This is a genomic window from Massilia sp. KIM (assembly GCF_002007115.1).
In the GTDB taxonomy this organism is placed as follows: Bacteria; Pseudomonadota; Gammaproteobacteria; order Burkholderiales; family Burkholderiaceae_D; genus Telluria.
Map to the genome: position 1 here is coordinate 2929817 of NZ_MVAD01000001.1, position 22244 is coordinate 2952060.

A 22244-nucleotide genomic window follows, 5' to 3' on the forward strand; every position below is an offset into this window, starting at 1 on the left:
GTCATTCCCGCGAAGGCGGGAATCCAAGTTCGTCGCGTACCACTAGCGTTTGACGTAGGCGGCGTGCGGGCAAACTTGGATTCCCGCCTTCGCGGGAATGACGGTGCTAAGTTGAGCGGTGAATGGGGGAGCAGCCGGCAACTCAGGCGACGCGCCTAGATCCACCCCGCCTTCTTGAAGCGCCGATACAGATACCCGCACACCCCCACCATGGTCGCCAGCGCGAACGGATACCCCCACTTCCACTTCAGCTCCGGCATGAACTCGAAGTTCATGCCCCACACCCCCGCGAAGGCGGTGAACACCGCGAAGATCGCCGCATACGAGGCCAGCTTCTTGCTGATGTCGTTCTCCTCGATCGCCACCATCGACAGGGTCACCTGGATCGCGGTGTTGATCGTGTCGCGCACCGCGTCCAGCCTGCCGGCGATGCGGATCAGGTGGTCGTGCACGTCGCGGAAGTAGTCCTGGGTTTCCACCACCACGCCGGGAACACGCCCGCCGTACAGCCGCCCCACCGCGTCCAGCAGCGGGAACACGGCGTGGCGCAGTTGCTGGGCCTTGCGCTTCAAAGCGTACAGGCGCTCGACGTTGGCGCGCTGCTCGCCCTGCTGGCCGAAGATGTGGTCCTCGATCGACTCGAGCTCGGATTCGAGCGCGTCCAGCACCGGGAAGTAGCGGTCGACCACGGCGTCCACCAGCGCGTAGAGCACGAAGCCCGAACCCTTCCTCAGTTGGTGCGGTTCGCGCTCGGCGCGCGCACGCACGCCCAGGAAGCCCTGGCTCGAATCGCGCCGCACCGAAAGCACGAAATTGCAGCCGGCGAAGACGGCCAGCTGGCCGACGTTCAGCTCGTCCCCATTGAGCTCGACGATGTGCACCACCATGAACACCGTCTCGCCGTACTCCTCCATCTTCGGGCGCTGGTGGCCGCGCGCGGCATCCTCGACCGCCAGCTCGTGCAGGCTGAACTCGTCCTGCATGAGGGCGATCTCCTCCGTCGACGGGTCCTTGAGGGCGACCCAGACGAAGGTATCGGGCTGTTTCAGATGTTCGCTGATGTCCACGACCGGGACATCAGTCAGTTTCTTGCCTTCCTGGTAGGCGACGCAGTTGATCAGCATGGATGCGGGAAAAAACAGGCGGGTTGAGCCGATGCAAGAGCTTACACCATCGCCCGCCCCGCCCGCCTGCTCACTCGTCGCGTGCGCCGTCGATCCCCAGTTCCACGATCTTGCGGGTGATGGTGTTGCGCCCGATCCCGAGGCGCATCGCGGCGTCGTTCTTGCGCCCGTGGGTGTGCTTGAGCGCGGTGCGGATCAGGGCCGACTCGAACTGCCGTCCCAGCACGTCCATCACGTCCATCTGGCCGGCGCTGAGCATGCCGGCGGCCTGCAGCTCCAGCAGGCCGATCCAGCCCTCCGGCGAGATCGGCATGCCGGTCGGCGCGGCGCCGTTGCCAAGGCCCGCCGGGGCCAGGCTGGAGGCCCCGCCCAGGGTGCCGTCGGCCACCGGCACCGCCGGCTGCTGGCCCTGGGTCAGGTCGCGCGGCAGGTCCTTGATCTCGACGGTCTGGCCCGGGGCCATCACCGTGATCCAGTTGCACAGGTTTTCCAGCTGGCGCACGTTGCCCGGCAGTTCCAGCCCGGACAGGAAACGCATGGCCTGCTCGCTCATGCGCTTGGGCTCGACGCCCAATTGTCGTGCGCTCTGCACCAGGAAGTGGCGCGCCAAAATGGGGATGTCCTCGCGCCGCTCGCGCAGGGAGGGCAAGCGCAGGCGGATCACGTTCAGGCGGTGGTACAAGTCCTCGCGGAACAGGCCGTCGCGCACGCGCTGCTCCAGGTTCTGGTGGGTGGCGGCGATCACGCGCACGTTGGCCTTGACCGGCTGGTGCCCGCCCACGCGGTAGAAGTGCCCGTCCGACAGCACGCGCAAGAGGCGGGTCTGGAGGTCGAAGGGCATGTCGCCGATTTCGTCCAGGAATAGGGTGCCGTTCTCGGCCTGCTCGAAGCGGCCGCGCCGCATGGCCTGGGCGCCGGTGAAGGCGCCGCGCTCGTGGCCGAAGAGTTCGGATTCCAGCAGGTCCTTGGGAATCGCCGCCGTGTTCAGGGCGATGAAGGGCTGCTGGGCGCGCGGGCTGTGCTTGTGCAGGGCGCGCGCCACCAGTTCCTTGCCGCTGCCCGATTCGCCAGTAATCAAGACCGTCACGTTCGACTGCGACAGGCGGCCGATGGCGCGGAACACTTCCTGCATCGCGGGCGCGTGGCCCAGGATCTCGGGGGTCTCGGCCAGCTCGGCCTCGACGCTCGCTTCGCGCAGGCTCTCTTCCAGGGCGCGCCGGATCAGGGCCACGGCCTTGTCGATGTCGAAGGGCTTGGCCAGGTAATCGAAGGCGCCGCCCTGGAAAGAGGCGACCGCCGAATCGAGATCGGAAAAGGCGGTGATGATGATGACCGGCAGGCCCGGATGGCGGGCCTTGACCGCCTGCAGCAGGTCGATGCCGGATTCGCCCGGCATTCGGATGTCCGACACCAGCACCTGCGGCGTCTCGTGTTCAAAAGCGTCGAGGGCGTCGCGCGCGTTGGCGAAGCTGCGGGTCTCCAGGCTCTCGCGCGCCAGGGCCTTTTCCAGCACCCAGCGGATCGATGCATCGTCGTCGACAATCCAGATTGGTTTCATGTGTTCTTGCTTCCCGCAACATGGATTCAATGGAAGGACTGTCTTCTCCCCTCACCCGCCCGCTTTGCTTATGGCAGCGGCAGCAGGATGCGGAAATCCGTCAGTCCAGGCCGGCTTTCGCACTCGATCACCCCCAGGTGCTGCTGCACGAAGGTTTGCGCCAGCGTCAGCCCGAGGCCGCTTCCGCCTTCGCGCCCGGATACGAGCGGGTAGAAGATGCGGTCGCGGATATCGGGCGCGATGCCCGGTCCATTGTCGATGATATGCAAATCTAGTGCCAGCCCGTAACGGACCTTGGCCAGGGTGACCTGGCGCGCCACCCGGGTGCGCAGCACGATCTCGGCGTCGCCCGCGGCGATGCGTCCGGCCAGGGCCTGGGCGGCGTTGTGGGCGATGTTCAGGACCACCTGGATCAGCTGTTCCATGTCGCCGCGGAACTCGGGGATCGAGGCATCGTAGTCGCGCCGGATCGTCAAGCCTTGGGGAAACTCGGCCAGGATCAGGCTGCGCACCCGCTCGCAGACTTCGTGGATGTTGACGTCGCCCACGATATGGGGCTTGCGGTGCGGCGCCAGCAGGCGGTCGACCAGGGTCTGGAGGCGGTCGGCCTCCTTGATGATGACTTGCGTATATTCCTGCAGCTCGAGCAGGTGGTGGGGCGGCAGTTCGAGCTCGAGCAGCTGGGCCGCGCCGCGGATGCCGCCCAGCGGGTTCTTGATCTCGTGCGCCAGGTTGCGGATCAGTTCCTTGTTGGCCTGGCTCTGGTCGAGGATGCGTTCCTCGCGGTCGAGCTTGAGCTGCTGCACGTTCTCGCGCAGCTCGATCAGCAGCTCGCCCTCCCCAAGCGCGCTGACGATGCTGTTCACGTGCAGGGGCTCGCGACCGCTGCGCTGCAGGGTCAGGTCCTGGCGCAGGTCGGCATACTGGTGGGCCAGCACCTGGGAAGTCAGGGCCGCGAGTTCGGCGCCGTTGGTGAACAGCTCCGGCAGGCGGTAGCGCTGGAGCGACTTGAGCGAGAGTTCGAGGAGGTTCTCGGCCGCCGGGTTGGCATAACGCACCTGGCCCTGGCCGTCGGTCAGCAGCACGGCCGAGGCCAGCAGCTCGAGGCCGGCGTAGCGGGAGAGATCCTCGTCGCCGCTCATCGGATGTTGCCGATCTCGCGCCGCAGCGCCTCGACGTTGCGTTCGGTGCGGCTGATCTCGTCGCGCATGCTGGCCACCCTTTCCTGGTACTTGGCGTAGTTGCGTTCGTTGCCCTGGCGCTCGGGCTCGCCGTTGTTGAAATCGCGCTTGAGGTCGGCCAGTTTCTTTTCCTCGAAGCGCAGCTCGTCGTTCAGGATCTCGCGGCGTTCGTCGTCGCGGGCGCGCTGCTGGGCGCTGTCGACGCGCGGGAAGCTGGCCGGCGTCGCGGACGCGGGCGGCGGGCTGGCCGCACGCGCCGGGCCGGGCGCCGAACTGGTCGCCGGGATCGGCGCCGAGGCGCGCGGCGCGATATAGCCGAGGTCGAGCAGCTTGCAGCCGCGCCGGCTGGTGTCGGTGAACTCGATCCGGCCTTCGCCGTCGACGCATTTGTAGACCGGGGTCTGGGCCGCGGCCGCGTGGGAGAGCGCCAGTCCGGCCAGCACGGCGGCGCCGCGCAACATCATACTTGTCATTCGCATCAGAAACAGTTCTGCACAGGGAAGGTGCGCACAGTGTAGTGCAACGCGAGGATAACCGATCCCGCAAACAACAAGGGGAAAGCCGTGGCTTTCCCCTGCTTCGCGGCGCAGCCTTGGCATGCCGGCATGCCAGGGCTGCAACAGGCGAATTACGACGAGTAGTACATGTCGAATTCGGCCGGGTGCGGAGTCATGCGCATGCGCTGCACTTCCTGCATCTTCAGGTCGATGTAGGCGTCGATCATGCTGTCGCTGAACACGCCGCCGCGGGTCAAGAACTCGCGGTCCTTGTCCAGGGCTTCCAGGGCTTCTTCCAGCGAGGCGCACACGGTCGGGATCAGCTTGTCTTCTTCCGGCGGCAGGTGGTACAGGTCCTTGGTCGCGGCTTCGCCCGGGTGGATCTTGTTCTGGATGCCGTCCAGGCCGGCCATCAGCAGGGCGGCGAAGCACAGGTAGACGTTGGCCAGCGGATCCGGGAAGCGGGTCTCGATGCGGCGGCCCTTCGGGTTCGCCACGTGCGGGATGCGGATCGAGGCCGAGCGGTTGCGTGCCGAGTAGGCCAGCTTGACCGGGGCTTCGAAGCCAGGCACCAGGCGCTTGTACGAGTTGGTGCCCGGGTTGGTGATCGCGTTCAGGGCGCGTGCGTGCTTGATGATGCCGCCGATGTAGAACAGCGCGGTTTCCGACAGGCCGGCATAGCCGTCGCCTGCGAACAGGTTCTTGCCATCCTTCCAGATCGACTGGTGCACGTGCATGCCCGAGCCGTTGTCGCCGGCCATGGGCTTGGGCATGAAGGTCGCGGTCTTGCCGTAGCTGTGGGCCACGTTCCAGATCACGTACTTCAGGTTCTGGGTCCAGTCGGCGCGCTCGACCAGGGTCGAGAACTTGGTGCCGAGTTCGTTCTGGCCGGCGCCCGCCACTTCGTGGTGGTGCACTTCGACCGGGATGCCCATCGATTCGAGGATCAGCGACATTTCCGAACGCATGTCCTGGAAGCTGTCGACCGGCGGGACCGGGAAGTAGCCGCCCTTGACGGTCGGACGGTGGCCGCTGTTGCCGCCTTCGATTTCCTTGTCGGTCGACCAGGAGGCTTCATCCGAATCGATCTTGACGAAGCAGCCCGACATGTCGATCTTCCAGCGGACCGAGTCGAAGATGAAGAATTCCGGTTCCGGGCCGAAGTAGGCGGTGTCGCCGATGCCCGAGGATTTCAGGTAGGCTTCGGCGCGCTTGGCGATCGAGCGCGGGTCGCGGTCGTAGCCCTTGCCGTCCGACGGTTCGATCACGTCGCACTGCATGAACAGGGTGGTCTCTTCCATGAAGGGGTCGAGATTGGCGGTGTTCGGGTCCGGCAGCAGGAGCATGTCCGAGGCTTCGATACCTTTCCAGCCGGCGATCGACGAGCCGTCGAAGGCGTGGCCCGACTCGAATTTGTCGAGGTCGAAGTGCGACACGGGCACGGTCACGTGCTGTTCCTTGCCGCGGGTATCGGCGAAGCGTAAATCAACGAACTTGACTTCGTTGTCCTTAACCATCTGCATTACGTCTGCGGCGGTCTTTGCCATTCGGAATCTCCTAGTTGAAAAGGGGGTGTCGCCTGTGAAACGACCACTTGGCTTGTGTTAAAGCAGGAACCATGCCAAGTTCTGCGCATGAGCAAATGCGCAATTCGTTCTTTGGAAACGAGCGAGTTTACCCATAAAATTGCTGCAAGCGGATGTCTTGCCTATTTTTCAGGCTGCAATAGCCGCGCACCATCTTGGTGCAATCCATGCGCGACGCACCACGGCAGGGCAGCATACACTGATCCACGATGGTGCATCGCACCCTTTTGCTCGCACACGGACGGACTATCATGACTCCCGAACAAATTCTCGAAGCGGCAAACCAGCGTGCCACCGGCCAGCCCTATGCAGGCGCCGTGACGCCGCAGGAAGCCTTCGCCCTGCTCCAGGCCGATCCGCGGGTCAAGCTGGTGGATGTACGCACCAATGCCGAGCGCGACTGGGTCGGCCGGGTGGCGGTGCCGGACGCCCAGCACGTGGCGGTGCAGTGGGCGACCTACCCGGGCGGGGCGCCGAATCCCGAATTCGGTGCACAGCTCGAGCAGGTGGCGCGCAAGGATGAGGTGCTGCTGTTCCTGTGCCGCTCGGGGGTGCGCTCGCGCCATAGCGCGCGGGTGGCGACGGAGCTGGGTTTTGCCCAGTCGTACGACATTCTCGAAGGCTTCGAGGGCGATAAGGATGCCGAGGGGCACCGCAAGACGATTGGGGGGTGGTGCAAGGCGGGGTTGCCGTGGGTGGGGGCTTGAGGCGCTAGTGGCCGGTTGAGAAACTTGGGTTCCCGCCTGCGCGGGAACGACGGTCTTCTGGCTTGCCACTACGTTTACGTCGGTCTTTACCTCTAGCTGCAAAACCGTCATTCCCGCGTAGGCGGGAATCCAAGTTTGCTTGCAAACCTTCAGCGCATCACTGCGCCCCCACCATCACCCGCTTGCGCACGATATTGATATGACTGCGCAGCCCATACAGCGCATCCGCAAACGCCAGCGGAATCGAAATATGGTTCACGCTCTCCTCGATCTCATCGAGCCTGCGCAGCAGGTCCTTGCGCACCACTTCCTTCTTCTCCCCTTCCGCCCGCTCCAGCATCTGCTCCACCGCGCGCAGCTCGCCATACCAGCGGTAGATGCGCGACCTCACCCGCCACACGTACAGCGGCGGCACGATCTTCGATAAGGGAATCAGGAGCGCCGCCAGCGCCACCGCCACCACGCCCAGCCGGTCCAGCAAATTGGCCAGCCAGAAGCTCAGGTAGCGCTGCAGGAAGGGCGGCCCGTCGCGGTAGTAGCGCGCCGCCTCCGCCGCCACCGGGATCTCGGTGTACTTGGGCGAGGGGAACTGCCCCTGCTGCTGGAACCAGCCGGTCTTGCCGTGGATCTCGTGGGCCGCCTTGACGAACAGCCCCACCAGGGCCGGATGCAGCTCCTCGCGCGCGACCAGGGTCGCGGTGGGCGCGATCAGGTGGTAGTCCTGGGCCGGGATGTTGCGCCCCAGGTCGACGATCCCGCGCGGCAGCACCACGTGGGTCAGGAAAGGCAGGCGCCGGGTATAGGCCTCGGCCTGCGAGAAATCGAACAGCCGGATGCCCGGGGTCTGCAGCAGCATCTGGATCAGCGGCGCCTCGGGCGCGGAACTGAACACCAGGCCGTCGATGCGGCCCTCCAGCAAGGCCATGGTGGCCGGGGTGTTTTCCAGGTCGCCGATGCGCAGCGCGGCCGGATCGATGCCGTTCACGTCCAGCACCTGGCGGAACAGGCGCGGCACGCCCGTGCCTTCCGGCCCCAGGTTAATGCGCTTGCCCTTGAGGTCGGTGAGCTTGGCCACCCCAGCGCCCTCGCGCAGGAACAGCCAGACCGGTTCGGTGAACAGGCTGCCCAGCGAGACCAGGCCCAGGCGCGCGGCCTGCCCGTCCTCGGTGGAACCGCTTTGCACGAAGGCGATGTCGGCCTCGCCGCGCTCCAGGCGGCCGAGGTTGTCGAGCGAGCCGAGCGAAGGCTGGAGCTCGACCCGGATCTCGTCGCGCGCCAGGATCGCGGCGTACTGCTTGCCGAATTGCTCGTAGGCGCTGTTCTCCTGGCCGGTGGCCAGGCGCAGGCTGCGCGGCGGGGCCGGATCGACCCACCAGTAGGCCACCACCAGCGCCGCCAGCACCAAGAGGATGGTGGGGCCGGAGGCGACCAGCAGGTCGCGCAGCGACACGAAACTGAAGCTGCGCACCTTGGTGACGGCGCGCCCCACCACGCCCTTCCCGCTCAACGGACGCAGGCGCGGCGCGGGGCCGCAGGCAGGGGCAAGGGACCGGCCAGCACTTCCTCGCCCGGCGCGGCGCCGGTCTGGTCGGGTTTTGGCGGCGCCACCAGGCCCGGCACCGTGGTCATCGGGTTGCCGCCGGCGCCGTCGCCGATGATCGGCATCAGGCTCGGCGCCAGGTTGGCCAGCAACTGCACCGGCAGCGCGCTGGTGAAGTCGTAGTTGCCCGACTGCGGGCCGTGCACATAGGCGGTCATGCTGCCGAAGTAACGCTCGCCGATGTTGAAGACGAAGGTCGCCGAGCGGTTCACGTAGCGCGACTCGATCACCCGGCCGCCGCGCGCATAGACCTCGAAGCGCTGGTCGCCGGTGCCGGTCTTGCCGCCCACCGCGATCACGCTGCCGTCCGGCAGGGTGAAGGCGGTCTTGACGCGCTTGGCGGTGCCGTCCGAGACCACGCCGCGGATGGCGTCGGCTACGGCGCGCGCGACTTCCGGCGCCAGCACCTGCTCGCCGCCGCCGGCCTTGTTGCGCCGGACCAGGGTCTCGTAAGGCGTGTCCTTGGCGAAGTGCAGCGAATCGATGCGCTCCACCGGTTTGCGCAGGCCGCCGTTGACGATGATGCCCATCAGCTCGGCCAGCGCGGCCGGCCGGTCGGCCGAGGCGCCCAGGGTGGTCGCATACGAGGGCACCAGCGAGTCGAAGGGGTAGCCCATCTTCTTCCACTGGGCGTGGATCTTGAGGAAGGCTTCCACTTCCAGCAGGCCGGCGATGCGCTTGTCCTGGGCATGCTTGCGGTGGGTCTTGAACAGCCAGCTGTAGACTTCCTGGCGCTCGCGGACGCTGGCCTCGGTGACCTCGGTCCAGCCGGCCTTCGGGTGGGTGCGCAGATAGCTCACCAGCCACAGTTCGAGCGGGTGCACCGAAGCCACGTAGCCGCGGTCGGCCAGCGACATGTTCTTCGGATCGTACATCTCGTACATCTTCGGAATGCGCTCGGGATCGACTTCGTTCGAGGACGGCAGCGACTTGTCGATGAACTCGGCGAACTGGGCCATGGTCGCGTTCGGCGCCACGGTGCGGTAGGCCGCCGCCAGTTTCGAGGCCAGCGGACGCACGCCGGAGAACAGCAGCTGCTCGACCTCGGCCGGGGTCTTGCCCTTGTACTTGTTCCAGAACTTGGCGAGGAAGACCTTGCCTTCGGCGTCGGCGAAGCGCGCCAGGTAGTCGGCGCGGCGCGGGTCGTCGGCGTCGGCCAGCAGCTGGGCCGAGGAGCCCGGCAGCTGGAACATGTAGTAGCGCACCACGTCGCGCATCATGCGCACGAACACCAGGTTGGTCGACTGGCGCAGCGCCTCGTGCACCGTCATGATCTTGCTGTTGTCGAGCTTGCTGAAGTTGCCGAAGGTGTGCAGGCCGCCGCCGGTGAAGAAGGCTTCGCCGGGGTTGGCCGAGTACCTGCGCTCCATCGCTGCGGCCAGCATCGGCGCCAGGCCGCGGTCGGCGCCGTCCGGCAGGTTCATGAAGTACTCGACCGCCCATTGCGACATGCGGTCTTTCGGATCGATGTTCACGCCGTGCAGGCCGATCTTGTCCATCGGCTCGTAGCGCTTGTGCAGCTGGTCGACGATGTCGAGATAGGTCACCAGGGTGCGCAGCTTGGCGGTCGAACCGAGGTCGAGCTTGGCGCCCTCGTTGATGTCCAGGGGCTGGTCGTAGTTGTCGGTCTGGACCCGCAGGTAGTTGACGTGCTCGCCGCGCTCCATCAGGGTGAAGCTGTACACCACCTGGGCCGGGTCGCCGTTGCCGAGCAGGCCCTTGCCGGTCAGGCCGGTGGCCGCCGCGTGTTCCGGGTCGGACATCTGGCGCAGCGCGCTGGTGACGGCCTGCTGCACCTGGGCGTCCAGGGTCGAGACCACCGACAGGTCGAGGCGGTCGATGTTGTACAGGCGGTTATCGCCGATCAGGTAGCCGAGGTGGTTGCGCACCGCGTTGGCGGCCTTGCGCGACACGAAGGCGTCGGCCGGCGGCGGCGCCACGCCCGAGCCCTGGGCCGGGTGCAGCTGGACCTTGAGGGCGGCGTCGCGCAGCTGGGGCGAGATCACGCCGGCCTGGGCCAGCACGCGCAGGTGGCTGTTGGTCAGGGTTTCGAGGTCGTTCTCGCCCGCGCCCAGGTAATAGGCCGGGCGGCGCTGGGCGATCATCAGCGACAGCGCTTCCTTGTAGGCCAGCACGGCCTCGGGGCTGGTCATCGGACCCTTGAGCATGGCGTTGACCTTGTCGAAGTCGCGGCCGTACCAGACCCACAGGCCGTCGCCGATGCCGTTCACTTCGCCATAGCCGAGCTTGGCCGACAGCGGCACCGTGTTCAGGTAGTCGATCACGATGCGGCGCCGCGCCTTGGTGGTGTCCTCGCCATCCTGGTAGGAACGCAGGGTGGCCGAGGCCATCTGGATCAGCTTGTCGCCCAGGGAGCTGGTGCGCCCTTCCGGCGAGTGGCGGTACTTCTCGATCTGGGTCGCCAGGGTCGAGCCGCCGGCCACGCGGCCTTCGCCGCCCAGGCCGACGCTGGACAGGGTCTTGTCGAACACCGCCTTCGAGAAGCGGTCCCATTCGACCGCCGGATTACGGCGCGGGTATTTGGGGTCGAGCAGTTCGCGGTTCTCGATGAACAGCAGGCTTTGCACCAGCAGCGCAGGCGCATCCTCGAACTTGTGATAGTAGCGCTCAGGGAAGCGCGAGGCGAACAGGGGCTCGTTGCGGCAGTCGAGGATCTCGAGGCCGACCTTGGTCTTCTCGTGGAAGGTCGGATAAAGGCCCATGTCGGTGTATTCGACCATCTTGGGCGACATGCGGGCCTGGGCCGCGATGGCGTAATCGCGCGCCTTGAGCTTGTCGAGGTAGTGCGGCAGGCTGGCGTAGCCGAGCCGGGTGTCGTAGGGGCTCGCGGCCGGGAAGCGGATCGCGTCGCTGGGGCCCTTCTCGACCCGGAACGTGAGGTCGTCGGCCATCTCGGCGAAGATCTTGGCCTGCAGGCGCGAAGTACGCATCTCGAGCGCGCCCCAGGCGGCCAACAGGGCCGCCAGCGCGGCCGAGCCGAGGAAGAGCCACAGCTTCCAGCGGCGCTTGCGCGGCGCCGGTTCGGGCGCGCCGGCGCCGCCGCCCGGGGCGCCGCCCAGGTGGGGATAGGCTTCGACCAGCGGCACGTCGCTGCCGCCGTTCGCGGCGAGCGCGGGCGCGGCGGACGCGGCCATGGGAGCAGCGGGGCGATCGCGCCACCTGCCGAAGACTTCGAAGATACTGCTGGGCCGTCCTAAACGGCGGATACTTTCCATGATGGCTTAACCGGTTTGATTCGTTATGCTTGCAATCCCCGCCAACCTGCTCGCCATCTTGTTGCTGCTGGTCTGTTCGAGTGATTGAAATCGTCGTAAGTTCGCAAAAATTCGGCGGTGCGATCCCACTCCAGATGGCGCCGTCCACAAGCAATATTCCACCACATCAATACGACACGCGCGAGACACGGTTTAACAATTTTGATGTGCGTGGAGTATTTTCGCAAAAAAACAACGGACCGCCGGGCGAGGCGATATCGGTGTGACATGAGACTTATACAGACTGAAATTCGGCGCCGAGGCGGGCGAGCTCGGCGCACATGGCGGCAAAGGCCGCTTCCACCGCATCCGGCCTGCCTTTCACGCCCAGTTCGATGTGGCGGCGGGTCTCGGCGTCGCCCACGCTCGGCAGGCTGAACACGCGCACGCCGTCGAACTCGCGCTGCAGGCGCTCCATCAAAGGAGTGAGCGCGGCCTCCGCCTGTTCATAGACCAGCAGCGCGCGCTCGGCATGAGCGTCGCGGTGGAACAGGTCGCGGTAATGGGTGTCGAGCACCCAGGCGATCATGGGCCAGGCCATCACCGGGAAGCCCGGCACGAAATGGTGGTCGCGGATCGAGAAGCCGGCGATGCGGTTGTAGGGGTTCGGGATCAGGGCCGCGCCTTCGGGGAACTCGGCCATCTTGAGGCGTTGCAGGTTCTCCGGCAGGGAGAAGTCGGGTTCGCGGCCGGCATCGAGGGCGGTCTCGCGGATGCGTTCCTCGATGTTGCGCCTGCCTTCCGGATGCAGCAGCAGGGGCAGCCCGAGGGCCGCCGCCGCGCACTGGCGGGTGTGGTCGTCGGGCGTGGCGCCGATGCCGCCGCAGGAGAACACGGTGTCCGCGCCGGCGAAGCTGCGCCGCAGGGTGGCGGTGAGACGCGCCGGGTCGTCGCCGACAAACTCGGCCCAGGACAAGTGCAGGCCGCGCTCGGCCAGCAACTCGACCACCTTGGAAAAATGCTTGTCTTGCCGCTTGCCGGAGAGAATTTCGTCGCCGACGACGATGAGGCCGAAACCCATGCGCGCTCCCTGTTGTGGTACTTCCAGTGTGCCACAGCGGACGATCCGCCGCTGATGGCGGTTCAAGGGTTAACGCGTGCCGAGGCCGTCCCGTGTACAGGACGCTACACGACAGACTGGACCGGTGTTTCCGCGCGCAAATCTTCCAGCGCCTGCAGGCAGTAATACTGGAACCACAGGCCGGCGAACAGGAAGATCATCACGTACAGCCAGAGCGACAGCATGGCCAGCACCGGGAACAGCACGATCGACAGGATCGCCCCGCCCATCCAGGCGATGCCGGGCAAGGCGCCGGCCAGGCCGGTGGCCAGGCCGATCGCCAGCAGCGGCAGGCGGCGCTCGCGTACCAGGCGCTTGCGTTCCTCGAGGCTGGCGTGCGCGGCCAGCGCGTCGTAGCTCATCACGCGCGAGGTGACCCAGGCCCACAGGCAGGCCTGCACCAGCCAGGCCAGCGGCGGGATCGCGTAGAGCGGCAGGGTGAGCAGCCACAGCAGCGCGAACACGGCCGTGCTGCCGACGTTCACCGCCACGCTGCCGGCGAAGCTGCCGCCCTCCTTCTTCTCCAGCTTGGGGAACTGCTTGCGGCCGACGTGGCTCTCGATGGCCGGCATCGCGGCCACGCCCATGAACAGCAGGCTGGACGCGATCATCAGCGGCAGCAGAAGCGCGATCGCCAGCAGCGGCACGACCATGACCTTGAGCATGCCCATCCCAAGGGTGGTCAACACATTGCCGCTGGTCTCGAACGCGCTGTACTCGCGGAACAAGCCGCCCAGCCAGTCGAGCAGCGGCTGCATCCCGAAGTACAGGGCCAGGCCCCACATGAACAGCGACAGCAGCAGGGGCGCGGCGGACAGCAGCAGCATGCGGCCGCTGAACTGGGCGCGCAGGGCGCGCCGGTAGGCGGTGAGGACGCCGTTCATCGGGCGCCGCCGGCTGGACGGGGACGGACGGATCGCGGCATGGCATCTCCTGTGCAGTGAACGATGCCGCCATTCTACGGGACGCGCCGCCGGGGGCGGGAGCGCGCGCTGCGTGACGCCCTGCCCGGGCTTGGACTACAATCCTCCTTCAATTTGAACAACAAGGAAGATCATGTCCACCACTACCACTGCATCCGGCCTGCAATACGAAGACACCGTCGTCGGCAGCGGCGCCGAGGCCAAGGCTGGCCAGTACGTCACCGTCCACTACACCGGCTGGCTGCGCAACGACGACGGCAGCACCGGCGCCAAGTTCGATTCGAGCAAAGACCGCAACGATCCCTTCCAGTTCCCGCTCGGCGCAGGCCACGTGATCAAGGGCTGGGACGAAGGCGTGCAGGGCATGAAGGTCGGCGGCACCCGCCGCCTCACCATCCCGGCCAGCCTGGGCTATGGCGCGCGCGGCGCCGGCGGCGTGATCCCGCCGAACGCGACCCTGATCTTCGACGTCGAACTGCTGAACGTCTGATCGGCCGCTGTCCGCTGCCCGCCGCGGCGCCGTGCCTGCGGCGGGCATTCGAGCTTCCCCTCTAAAATGCGGCGGATTTCCCCGTCCGCGCCCTCCTCCTGCGCTAAGATGCCCCCGCCTTGCCAAGACGGCAAGCACAGCCAACCATTTACACAGGAGTTTTCATGAGCTTGCAGGATCAGTTCATCCAGGCCCAGCAGGATTCGAAGAATCTGTCCGAACGTCCGGACAACATGACCTTGCTGAAGATTTACGCCCTGTTCAAGCAGGGTTCGGTGGGCGACGTGAGCGGCGAGCGTCCGGGCATGACCGACTTCGTCAACCGCGCCAAGTACGACGCCTGGGCCGCGCTCAAGGGCACCTCGCAGGAAGACGCCCAGCAGCAGTACATCGACCTGATCGAAGAGCTCAAGGGCTGATCGGGCTGCGGCGCCGCGACGGCGCCGCGCGCAGGCTCCCGCTCAGGCGGGCGTAAACACCTTGCGCATCTTCTCCGTGACCTTTGCCTGGATCATGGGCGCGAAGGCGCTCATGAACATCCCCAGGCGGATGCTGAGCGCGGCGCTCTGCCCGTCCAGCACCAGGTCGCCGTCCACGCCGCTGCGCTCGAAGCGCAGCACGTCCCCGTCCCACCGGCACGCCAGTCCATATTCCGCCGCCAGGCGCTGCGCCACCTGCTCGGCCGCCGTGCGCGCCGCGTCGAGGCTGAGCGCATGCTGCTGGACGATCTTGAATTCCGCCATTGACCACTTCCTTCCACATCGATTGCAAGACAATCCGCAATGATGCCATTTGGAAGCGGTCTGTGCCAGCGGCTCTCTCCATCATTTTCTATTCCAAAGAAAGGCTATTCCCAAAAAAAATAGAGCGCACACAAAATAGAAAACGACGAATCCATAAAATGCGCCTGGCTGAACGCTAACTTCATAAACCGATCTGCCCGCTGTACGGGTGTCCACGACAACCCTTCCAACCACCAAGGCATAAGTTGCGTAGATCCCAGTCGCGATTCCGCCAATGGCGCTGCTCAAGGGAAGTAACTTAACGAGAAAATCAAACATAAATCAGCTGTGACCCCACTATTGTCCTTCCAACGTGTACTGAAGAGAAGCATCGATGGCGAAGCCAATAGCGCTGCTGCCGCTGGTTGCACCCATGTATCGGGATCGACGTCCTTCTGCGGGTTGTTGCTAGCGTAAGCCTACCTTGAAGCTGTTGCCTGTATTCGCGTCCGTCGCTGGTGCATCAATGCTCAGGAATCGTCCAGCTACACGATCATACTAGCGCTGCTGAACCCAGTCAGCCCGCTATCGCTCGCGGCGCCGTGTCCGGTGAAACCAATCCTTGTCGCCGCTTTCGATGCGACATTAGCGTACGGGTCATACATTGTCCCGCTCGCTGTCGACAGCAGCGCTCTCGTTGGTGCGGACTATCGGGCTGCCAAGCCCATCCGTATGAATCTACGCCAAGGTGACGCGCACGCGCTGTTGCCGGCGCTGACACCGGGGCCGCCTGGCGCCGGGCCGGCCCTGGCGCGGGCGGCTTTAGAGCGGCATCAATTGATGAGCCTCAATGCCAGCCTCGACGGGCGCGACACCATGGAGACGCAGCCACCAAGCAAGGAGTCGACATGGAACCACGTGCCCTGCTGCCGGTCGGTCCCGAGGCGCCGGAGCGCGCCCAGGCGCCGGTACGCCTCAATCCCACCCCGAGCGCCGCCTACCTCCCGCCCCAGCGCGCCGCGCGCCTGCTGGAAGGCATCGACCAGCCCGGCGAGGAGGAGCCGGCTGAGCCGCCGCCCCTGCCGCATGCCTTCGGCGCGCGCGTGCTGATGTGGAAGCAGGATCCCTCGGTGAGCGAAATCGGCACCCGTCACGCCTTCCTGCCGGGCGTGGTGCTGGCCGGCCCGCGCGACGCCCGCATCGCGCCGGGCGAGCCCGGCATCGCGGCGGTCGAGCCGAACGCCTTCGGCGACTTCGTCACCCAGCCCGACACCCCCCAGTTCGACGCCGTCCACACCTTCGCCGTGGTGCGCCAGACCCTCACCATGTACCAGCGCGCCCTGCTCGCGGCCGGCATCGACATGCCCCTGCCCTGGCAGTGGAACAGCAGCATCGACACCAGCCCGCTGCGCATCTACCCCTACGGCCTGCCGAACGTGATGAACGCCTTCTACAGCCGTTCCCAGGCCTGCCTCAAGTTCGGCGACTTCATTCCCAGCGGCGCCAGCGAGCGGGTGTATACCTGCCGCTCCTTCGACATCGTGGCCCACGAGACCGCCCACGCGGTGCTGGACGGGATCAAGCCGCGCTGGCTGCTGGCCGACGCCCCGCCCCAGACCGGCGGGCTGCACGAAGCCTTCGGCGACCTCACCGCGATCTTCCTGGCCCTGTCCCAGCTCGACCAGTGCGAGGCGGTGGTGGCCCAGACCAAGGCGCGCCTGCACGACAAGTCCTTCCTGTCCGACATCGCCGAGCAGTTCGGCATCGCCCTGGGTTCCGGCTCCAGCCTGCGCAACGCCGACAACGACCTCAGGCTGGGCGAAGCCGGCACCCAGGTGCACGCCATCTCCCAGGTCTTCACCGGCGCGGTGTTCGACGTGCTGGCCGACCTGTTCGCCCACGAACGCGATCCGGCGCGCGAGGACGACGCCGCCGTGCTGCACCGGGTCGCGGCCTACCTGCGCGGGGTGGTGCTGCGCGCCCTGATCGCCGCGCCCGAGGCCGCCGCCAGCTATGCCGACGTGGTCAACGAGATGCTGCGCATCGTCGGCGAGGACGGTCAGCCCCTCATCTACGCCAACTTCATCCGCAACCAGTTCGCCCGGCGCGAGGTGGTCGAGGCCGGCCCGGCCGCGCTCGACTACCAGCCCGGCACCCTGCTCGCGCCCTGCGTCTGCGACGCACCGGGGGCGCGCCAGGACCGCCATGCCTGCTGCGGCACCATGCAGTTGCCTGAATACCATCGTGCCGAGCGGGTGCTGGCGGGCGAGGTGCAGGCCCTGGCGCGCTGGTGCGCCCATAATGGACGCCTTGGCGGGGGGCAGCTGGCATGAAGATCAGCGCACGCGCCTGCGGCGGATTCGCCGGCCTTGCCGAGTCCTACGAGCTCGACACGACCGCCCGGCCCGAAGGTCCCGGGCTCGAGACCCTGCTGAGGCGTCTCGACTTCTTCAGGGCCGACCCGCGCTGCGCCCTGGGCGCGGACATGCCGCGCTGGGAAATCACGGTGGAGGACGGCGCACGCTGCCATACGGTGTTCGTGCGCGAGGACGGCAGCGACGAGGACTGGCAGGCCCTGCTCGACGGCCTGCGCCGCAGCGCCTGAACCCGGCGGCGGCGGCCCGGGGAGCGCCGCCCGGGTGGCCGGCGACGCGCGCCCGGCCGGGCCGAAGCGGGGACGCACAAGCCTGTCAAAATGGCACGATCGGTCGTCTTTTCCCCATTCGCGACGCGGGATAGCCCTTCATTTGCTTATGTGTATTGTGTATAAGGCTAATTTGTAGGAAAACCCGAATTGCCCTAAAATACAGTGCTTTGCCATGTCCCGCCGGCCCACCGTTCCGCCCGGCGACGCGACGCCCCACCATTGATAGGACTGTTATGACCCACGTTGTCACCGAATCGTGCATCCGTTGTCGTTACACCGACTGCGTCGATGTATGCCCGGTAGATTGTTTCCGGGAAGGCCCGAATTTCCTTGCCATCGACCCTGACGAGTGCATCGACTGCGCCGTCTGCGTGGCCGAATGCCCGGTGAATGCAATCTATGCCGAAGAGGACGTGCCTGGCGATCAGCAGCAATTTATCAAACTCAACGCGGACCTGGCGCGCCACTGGCCTTCGATCACCAAGACGAAGCCGGCCCTGCCCGACGCGGAAGAGTGGAAAGACGTCAAGAACAAGCTCGACCAACTGGCGCGCTGACGCGGCGCCGGCGTCCCCCAGCGCCCGCCTGCGGCGCGGCCGACGCCGGCAGGGTGTCGCTATCGATGGCACACTGGCTGCCATCGTCCCCCTCCATTCAAAATCACAGGAAGCAAGCGCATGACTATCAATGCCACCCCGGAAGCGGGCAGCATCGCTCCCAACAGCTCGTTTGCCGGCGCCATCGAAGCGGACGCCGTGATCATCGGCGCGGGCCCGGTCGGACTGTTCCAGGTCTTCGAACTCGGCCTGCTGGAAATCAAGGCCCACGTCATCGATTCGCTGCCGGCCGTCGGCGGCCAGTGCGTGGAACTGTATCCGGACAAGCCGATCTATGACATCCCGGCGGTGCCGGTGTGCACCGGCCAGGAACTGACCGACAACCTGCTCAAGCAGATCGAGCCTTTCGACCCGACCTTCCACCTGGGCCAGGAAGTCACGACCGTGCAGCGCCGCGAAGACCAGCGCTTCAACGTCGAGACCTCGACCGGCACCCGTTTCATCACCAAGACCATCTTCATCGCCGCCGGCGTGGGTTCCTTCCAGGCCCGCACCATCAAGGTGGACGGCATCGACAAGTTCGAGAACAGCCAGCTGTTCTACCGCGTCAAGGAACCTGCCCTGTTCGAGGGCAAGAACCTGGTCATCTGCGGCGGCGGCGACTCGGCCCTGGACTGGGCCCTGAACTTCGTCGGCAAGGCCGAGTCGGTCGTGCTGGTGCACCGCCGCGAGGACTTCCGCGCCGCCCCGGCCTCGGTCGCCAAGATGAAGCAGCTGTGCGACGAGTACGAGATGCAGCTGATCACCGGCCAGGTCACCGGCTTCGACGAGAAGGACGGCAAGCTGAGCGAAGTGAAGGTCACCGGCGCCGACGGCGTCACCCGCCGCGTGCCGCTGGACATGCTGCTGGTGTTCTTCGGCCTGTCGCCGAAGCTGGGTCCGATCGCCGAATGGGGCCTGGACATCGAGCGCAAGCAGCTCAAGGTCATGGATACCGAGAAATTCGAGACCAATGTGCCGGGCATCTTCGCGGTGGGTGACATCAACACCTACCCGGGCAAGAAGAAGCTGATCCTGTCGGGCTTCCACGAGGCCGCGCTGGCCGCCTTCGGCGCCGCGCCCTACATCTTCCCGGACAAGAAGATCCACATGCAGTACACCACCACCTCGCCAAAGCTGCACAAGATCCTCGGCGTCGAGACCCCAGTGTTCGACTGAGTGCCTTCCGCATAGCGACATGCCGCCCTTCTGGGCGGCATTTTTTTTGTCCTTAAGGAAGAGCATGTTGCGCTTTTGGTAAGGTCGGGACAATGCGGCAGGGTATGTACAGCCTTCTTGACGGCGCAATCCGCCTTATGTGGGACGCCTCACGGAACCGCGCTGCACAACTATGCTACAAGTGAACAAACGGTATCGCAGTCATTGAAAACGCCTATTTCCACAAGTAAATGACTATCCCATATAATTGACGATAGCTCAGCGCAAACGATTGCGACGCGACCTGTCCATTGAAGGAATTACCTATGCTTTACCAACTGCACGAGATGCAACGCTCCTTCCTGACCCCACTGATGCAGTGGGCCGATGCGTCCTCGAAACTGTTTTCCAACCCCGTCTCGCCGTTCGCGCACACCCCGTTTTCCCAGCGTATCGCCGCCGGCTACGAGCTGATGTACCGCCTGGGCAAGGATTACGAAAAGCCCGCCTTCGGCATCAAGACCGTCCCGATCAAGGGCGAAGAAGTCGGCATCATGGAGCGCACGGTGATCGAAAAGCCGTTCTGCAAGCTGCTCCACTTCAAGAAAGACATGAGCGACCAGGCCTTCCAGGCGCTCGACCAGCCCGCCGTGCTGGTGGTCGCTCCGCTCTCGGGCCACCACGCCACCCTGCTGCGCGACACCGTGCGCGCCCTGCTGGTCGACCACGACGTCTACATCACCGACTGGACCGATGCGCGCATGGTGCCGTTGTCGAACGGTCCCTTCCACCTGGCCGACTACATCTATTACGTGCAGGACTTCATCCGCCTGCTCGGCCCCGAGGTGCACGTGATCTCGGTGTGCCAGCCGACGGTGCCGGTGCTGGCCGCGATCTCGCTAATGGCCAGCAACAAGGATCCGAAGCTGCCCAAGACCATGACCATGATGGGCGGCCCGATCGACCCGCGCAAGTCGCCGACCGCGGTCAACGACCTGGCAATGCAGAAGCCCTACTCGTGGTTCGAGAACACCGTGATCTATTCGGTGCCGGGCAATTACCCGGGCTTCGGCCGCAAGGTCTACCCGGGCTTCCTCCAGCACGCCGGCTTCATTGCCATGAACCCGGGCCGCCACGCCCAGAGCCACCGCGAGTTCTACCAGCACCTGGTGCGCGGCGACGACGACTCGGCCGAGGCGCACCGTCAGTTCTACGACGAATACAACGCCGTGCTCGACATGCCGGCCGAGTACTACCTCGACACCATCAAGACCGTGTTCCAGGAATTCGCCCTGCCCAAGGGGACCTGGGAAGTGGGCGGCCAGCTGGTGCGTCCGCAGGACATCGAGAACGTGGCGCTCTTGACCGTCGAAGGCGAACTGGACGATATCTCGGGCCTGGGCCAGACCCGCGCCGCGCACGACCTGTGCACCGGGATCCCGCCGGAAATGCACCAGGATTTCGTGGTGCCGAAGGCAGGCCACTACGGCATCTTCTCGGGCCGCCGCTGGCGCGAGATCGTGTGTCCGAAGATCACCGAGTTCATCAAGGCGCACCGCTGAGCGGTTGCCGAATGGGGCGCCAGCGATGGCGCTTCATTCTCACGGTCATCCCACGTCATCAGCCGGTTATAGCACGTCATCAGCCGGCCATAGCACGTCATCAACCGGCAATAGCATGTCATCTGCCGGCCTTAGCACGTCATCAGCCGGCCATAGCACTTCATCCTGCAGCCCCAAAACGTCATCCCCGCGCAGGCGGGGATCCAAGTTCAGCACTGCCGTAACGCATGCAAACTTGGATCCCCGCCTCCGCGGGGATGACGTTTCGTAGCTAGCAGATGATATCCGCGCCGTAGTCGGCGACCGTTCACGCGTTCACCAGTTCAGGCGCGGGACGGCGCGTCATTCACTTCGCCACCACGACCTCTGTAACCACCCCAGTCGCAATCGCCACCAGCGCATACCGGCTCCCCGCCTGCACCCACTGATGCCCGCGCGGCGGCTCGCTGAGCCGATGCCCGCGCCAGTTCTCGATCACGTACTGATGAGCGCGATAGCGCGGCGGCAGCTGTTCGCCGCGCGTCAAATCGCCATTGCTGCGCACGCTGCGATAGCCTGCCCCCGGCTTGCCCTTGGCCGCCGCGGCCTGCGCCTCCAGTGCCGGCTTGCCGGCCTGTGGCCCCTGCTGTCCCCTCGCGTGCGCGCCCTGGCCGCCCGACAGGAGCGCGGCAAGCAAGACTGGTACGATCAACTCGTTCATCCTTACGCCCTCCCATGCGTCACCCGCGCCCACTACACCACGCACGCACGAGGCCGTCTGTTCGCTCGACCACCAAGTCGGCCGCGCGCTTCGCATCGCCCCGGGGTCGGCCGCGCGCCTCGCATCGCCCCGGGTTTTGGCGGATAATGTCGGCTTTACCGGAAGCGCCCCGCCCTGTGATCAAGACCCTCGCCGACCAGCTCGAAGACCTGCTGCCGCAGACGCAATGCACCAAGTGCGGCTACCCCGCCTGCCGTCCATATGCGGAGGCGATGGCGCGCGGCGAGGCGGAGATCAACCAGTGCCCGCCGGGCGGCATGGAAGGCGTGCGCCGCCTCGCCGCCGCCACCGGCCGACCGGTGATCCCGATCAACCCGGCCAACGGCGTCGAACGCCCGCGCCCGGTCGCCTTCATCGACGAGTCGCTGTGCATCGGCTGCACCCTCTGCATCCAGGCCTGCCCGGTGGACGCCATCCTGGGCGCGGCCAAGCAGATGCACACCATCCTGCCGAGCCTGTGCACCGGCTGCGACCTGTGCGTGGCGCCCTGCCCGGTCGACTGCATCAGCATGATCCCGGCCACCGGCGAACGCACCGGCTGGGACGCCTGGTCGCAGGTGGACGCCGACGCCGCCCGCGCGCGCCACGATTTCCGCGAGGCGCGCCTGCGCCGCGAGCGCGAAGAAAACGAAGCGCGCCTGGCCGCCAAGGCCCTGGAAAAGATGCGCGCGGTGACCGCCGAGGTGACCAATACCCCCGAAGAACTGGCCGAGAAAGAACGCAAGCGCGCCATCATCGCCGCCGCCATGGAGCGCGCGCGCCTGAAAGCCGCTGGCCAGGGCCCCGACAAGACCTGAG

At 66.0% G+C, this 22244-nt stretch carries 20 protein-coding genes; 9 read left to right on the top strand and 11 right to left on the bottom strand.

All coding sequences use genetic code 11. The annotated features are described in order from the left end of the window. Nucleotides 1–155: 155 nt before the first annotated feature. The 5 genes from corA to glnA all read right to left on the bottom strand — a co-directional run bounded on the left by corA (nt 156) and on the right by glnA (nt 5907). Nucleotides 156–1124: a magnesium/cobalt transporter CorA gene (gene corA / locus B0920_RS12735; protein ID WP_078032852.1), complete on the bottom strand. Its 969-nt coding sequence runs from the start codon at nt 1122–1124 to the stop codon at nt 156–158. Nucleotides 1125–1194: 70 nt separating this feature from the next. Beyond that, a complete protein-coding gene (ntrC, locus tag B0920_RS12740) occupies nt 1195–2682 on the bottom strand; it encodes a nitrogen regulation protein NR(I) (RefSeq protein WP_078032853.1) in 1488 nt (495 codons plus the stop codon). Nucleotides 2683–2750: 68 nt separating this feature from the next. Beyond that, the gene (gene glnL, locus B0920_RS12745) at nt 2751–3824 is read right to left on the bottom strand and encodes a nitrogen regulation protein NR(II) (RefSeq protein ID WP_078032854.1); all 1074 of its coding nucleotides are present in this window, start codon (nt 3822–3824) and stop codon (nt 2751–2753) included. After that, complete coding sequence (locus B0920_RS12750; protein ID WP_078032855.1) at nt 3821–4336, bottom strand: DUF4124 domain-containing protein; 516 nt, start codon at nt 4334–4336, stop codon at nt 3821–3823. The genes glnL and B0920_RS12750 overlap by 4 nt, the downstream gene beginning before the upstream one ends. Nucleotides 4337–4491: 155 nt before the next feature. Next, nucleotides 4492–5907: a type I glutamate--ammonia ligase gene (glnA, locus tag B0920_RS12755; protein ID WP_078032856.1), complete on the bottom strand. Its 1416-nt coding sequence runs from the start codon at nt 5905–5907 to the stop codon at nt 4492–4494. Nucleotides 5908–6197: 290 nt separating this feature from the next. Between glnA and B0920_RS12760 the strand changes: the two genes are divergently transcribed. Continuing rightward, nucleotides 6198–6653: a rhodanese-like domain-containing protein gene (locus B0920_RS12760; protein ID WP_078033406.1), complete on the top strand. Its 456-nt coding sequence runs from the start codon at nt 6198–6200 to the stop codon at nt 6651–6653. Nucleotides 6654–6810: 157 nt separating this feature from the next. Here the strand turns inward: B0920_RS12760 and B0920_RS12765 are convergent, their stop codons facing one another. The 4 genes from B0920_RS12765 to B0920_RS12780 all read right to left on the bottom strand — a co-directional run bounded on the left by B0920_RS12765 (nt 6811) and on the right by B0920_RS12780 (nt 13472). Continuing rightward, a complete protein-coding gene (locus tag B0920_RS12765; protein ID WP_229455452.1) occupies nt 6811–8160 on the bottom strand; it encodes a TAXI family TRAP transporter solute-binding subunit in 1350 nt (449 codons plus the stop codon). Further along, nucleotides 8157–11408 (bottom strand): transglycosylase domain-containing protein, encoded by a 3252-nt coding sequence (locus B0920_RS12770; protein ID WP_229455455.1) that lies wholly within the window; start codon nt 11406–11408, stop codon nt 8157–8159. Before B0920_RS12770 ends, B0920_RS12765 begins: the two co-directional genes overlap by 4 nt. Before the next feature lie 355 nt (nt 11409–11763). Beyond that, complete coding sequence (locus tag B0920_RS12775; protein WP_078032858.1) at nt 11764–12549, bottom strand: molybdopterin-binding protein; 786 nt, start codon at nt 12547–12549, stop codon at nt 11764–11766. A gap of 104 nt (nt 12550–12653) precedes the next feature. After that, complete coding sequence (locus B0920_RS12780) at nt 12654–13472, bottom strand: EI24 domain-containing protein (protein ID WP_078032859.1); 819 nt, start codon at nt 13470–13472, stop codon at nt 12654–12656. Nucleotides 13473–13644: 172 nt separating this feature from the next. Between B0920_RS12780 and B0920_RS12785 the strand changes: the two genes are divergently transcribed. Continuing rightward, the gene (locus tag B0920_RS12785; protein ID WP_078032860.1) at nt 13645–14001 is read left to right on the top strand and encodes an FKBP-type peptidyl-prolyl cis-trans isomerase; all 357 of its coding nucleotides are present in this window, start codon (nt 13645–13647) and stop codon (nt 13999–14001) included. A gap of 164 nt (nt 14002–14165) precedes the next feature. Continuing rightward, entirely contained in the window at nt 14166–14420 is a 255-nt protein-coding gene (locus B0920_RS12790; protein WP_078032861.1) for an acyl-CoA-binding protein, read from the top strand. Between the two features lie 42 nt (nt 14421–14462). On the opposite strand, the gene B0920_RS12795 is transcribed toward B0920_RS12790, so the two are convergent. After that, nucleotides 14463–14744, bottom strand: a complete 282-nt coding sequence (locus B0920_RS12795; RefSeq protein ID WP_078032862.1) for a polyhydroxyalkanoic acid system family protein — start codon at nt 14742–14744, stop codon at nt 14463–14465. An 887-nt stretch (nt 14745–15631) separates the two neighbouring features. Here B0920_RS12795 and B0920_RS12800 point away from each other — a divergent pair. The 5 genes from B0920_RS12800 to B0920_RS12820 all read left to right on the top strand — a co-directional run bounded on the left by B0920_RS12800 (nt 15632) and on the right by B0920_RS12820 (nt 20686). Next, the gene (locus B0920_RS12800) at nt 15632–17056 is read left to right on the top strand and encodes a hypothetical protein (RefSeq protein ID WP_078032863.1); all 1425 of its coding nucleotides are present in this window, start codon (nt 15632–15634) and stop codon (nt 17054–17056) included. Next, nucleotides 17053–17328 (top strand): protealysin inhibitor emfourin, encoded by a 276-nt coding sequence (locus B0920_RS12805; RefSeq protein WP_078032864.1) that lies wholly within the window; start codon nt 17053–17055, stop codon nt 17326–17328. Before B0920_RS12800 ends, B0920_RS12805 begins: the two co-directional genes overlap by 4 nt. A gap of 275 nt (nt 17329–17603) precedes the next feature. After that, nucleotides 17604–17927, top strand: coding sequence for a ferredoxin FdxA (fdxA, locus tag B0920_RS12810; protein ID WP_078032865.1), 324 nt, complete (start codon nt 17604–17606; stop codon nt 17925–17927). 120 nt (nt 17928–18047) lie between these two features. Further along, the gene (locus B0920_RS12815) at nt 18048–19145 is read left to right on the top strand and encodes an NAD(P)/FAD-dependent oxidoreductase (RefSeq protein ID WP_078032866.1); all 1098 of its coding nucleotides are present in this window, start codon (nt 18048–18050) and stop codon (nt 19143–19145) included. Between the two features lie 305 nt (nt 19146–19450). Continuing rightward, entirely contained in the window at nt 19451–20686 is a 1236-nt protein-coding gene (locus B0920_RS12820; RefSeq protein ID WP_078032867.1) for a polyhydroxyalkanoate depolymerase, read from the top strand. A 346-nt stretch (nt 20687–21032) separates the two neighbouring features. Here the strand turns inward: B0920_RS12820 and B0920_RS12825 are convergent, their stop codons facing one another. Continuing rightward, on the bottom strand, nt 21033–21386 hold the full coding sequence (locus tag B0920_RS12825) for an RcnB family protein (protein ID WP_078032868.1): 354 nt from the start codon (nt 21384–21386) through the stop codon (nt 21033–21035). A gap of 146 nt (nt 21387–21532) precedes the next feature. Between B0920_RS12825 and rsxB the strand changes: the two genes are divergently transcribed. After that, nucleotides 21533–22243: an electron transport complex subunit RsxB gene (rsxB, locus tag B0920_RS12830; RefSeq protein WP_078032869.1), complete on the top strand. Its 711-nt coding sequence runs from the start codon at nt 21533–21535 to the stop codon at nt 22241–22243. The last annotated feature ends 1 nt before the right edge of the window (nt 22244 follow it).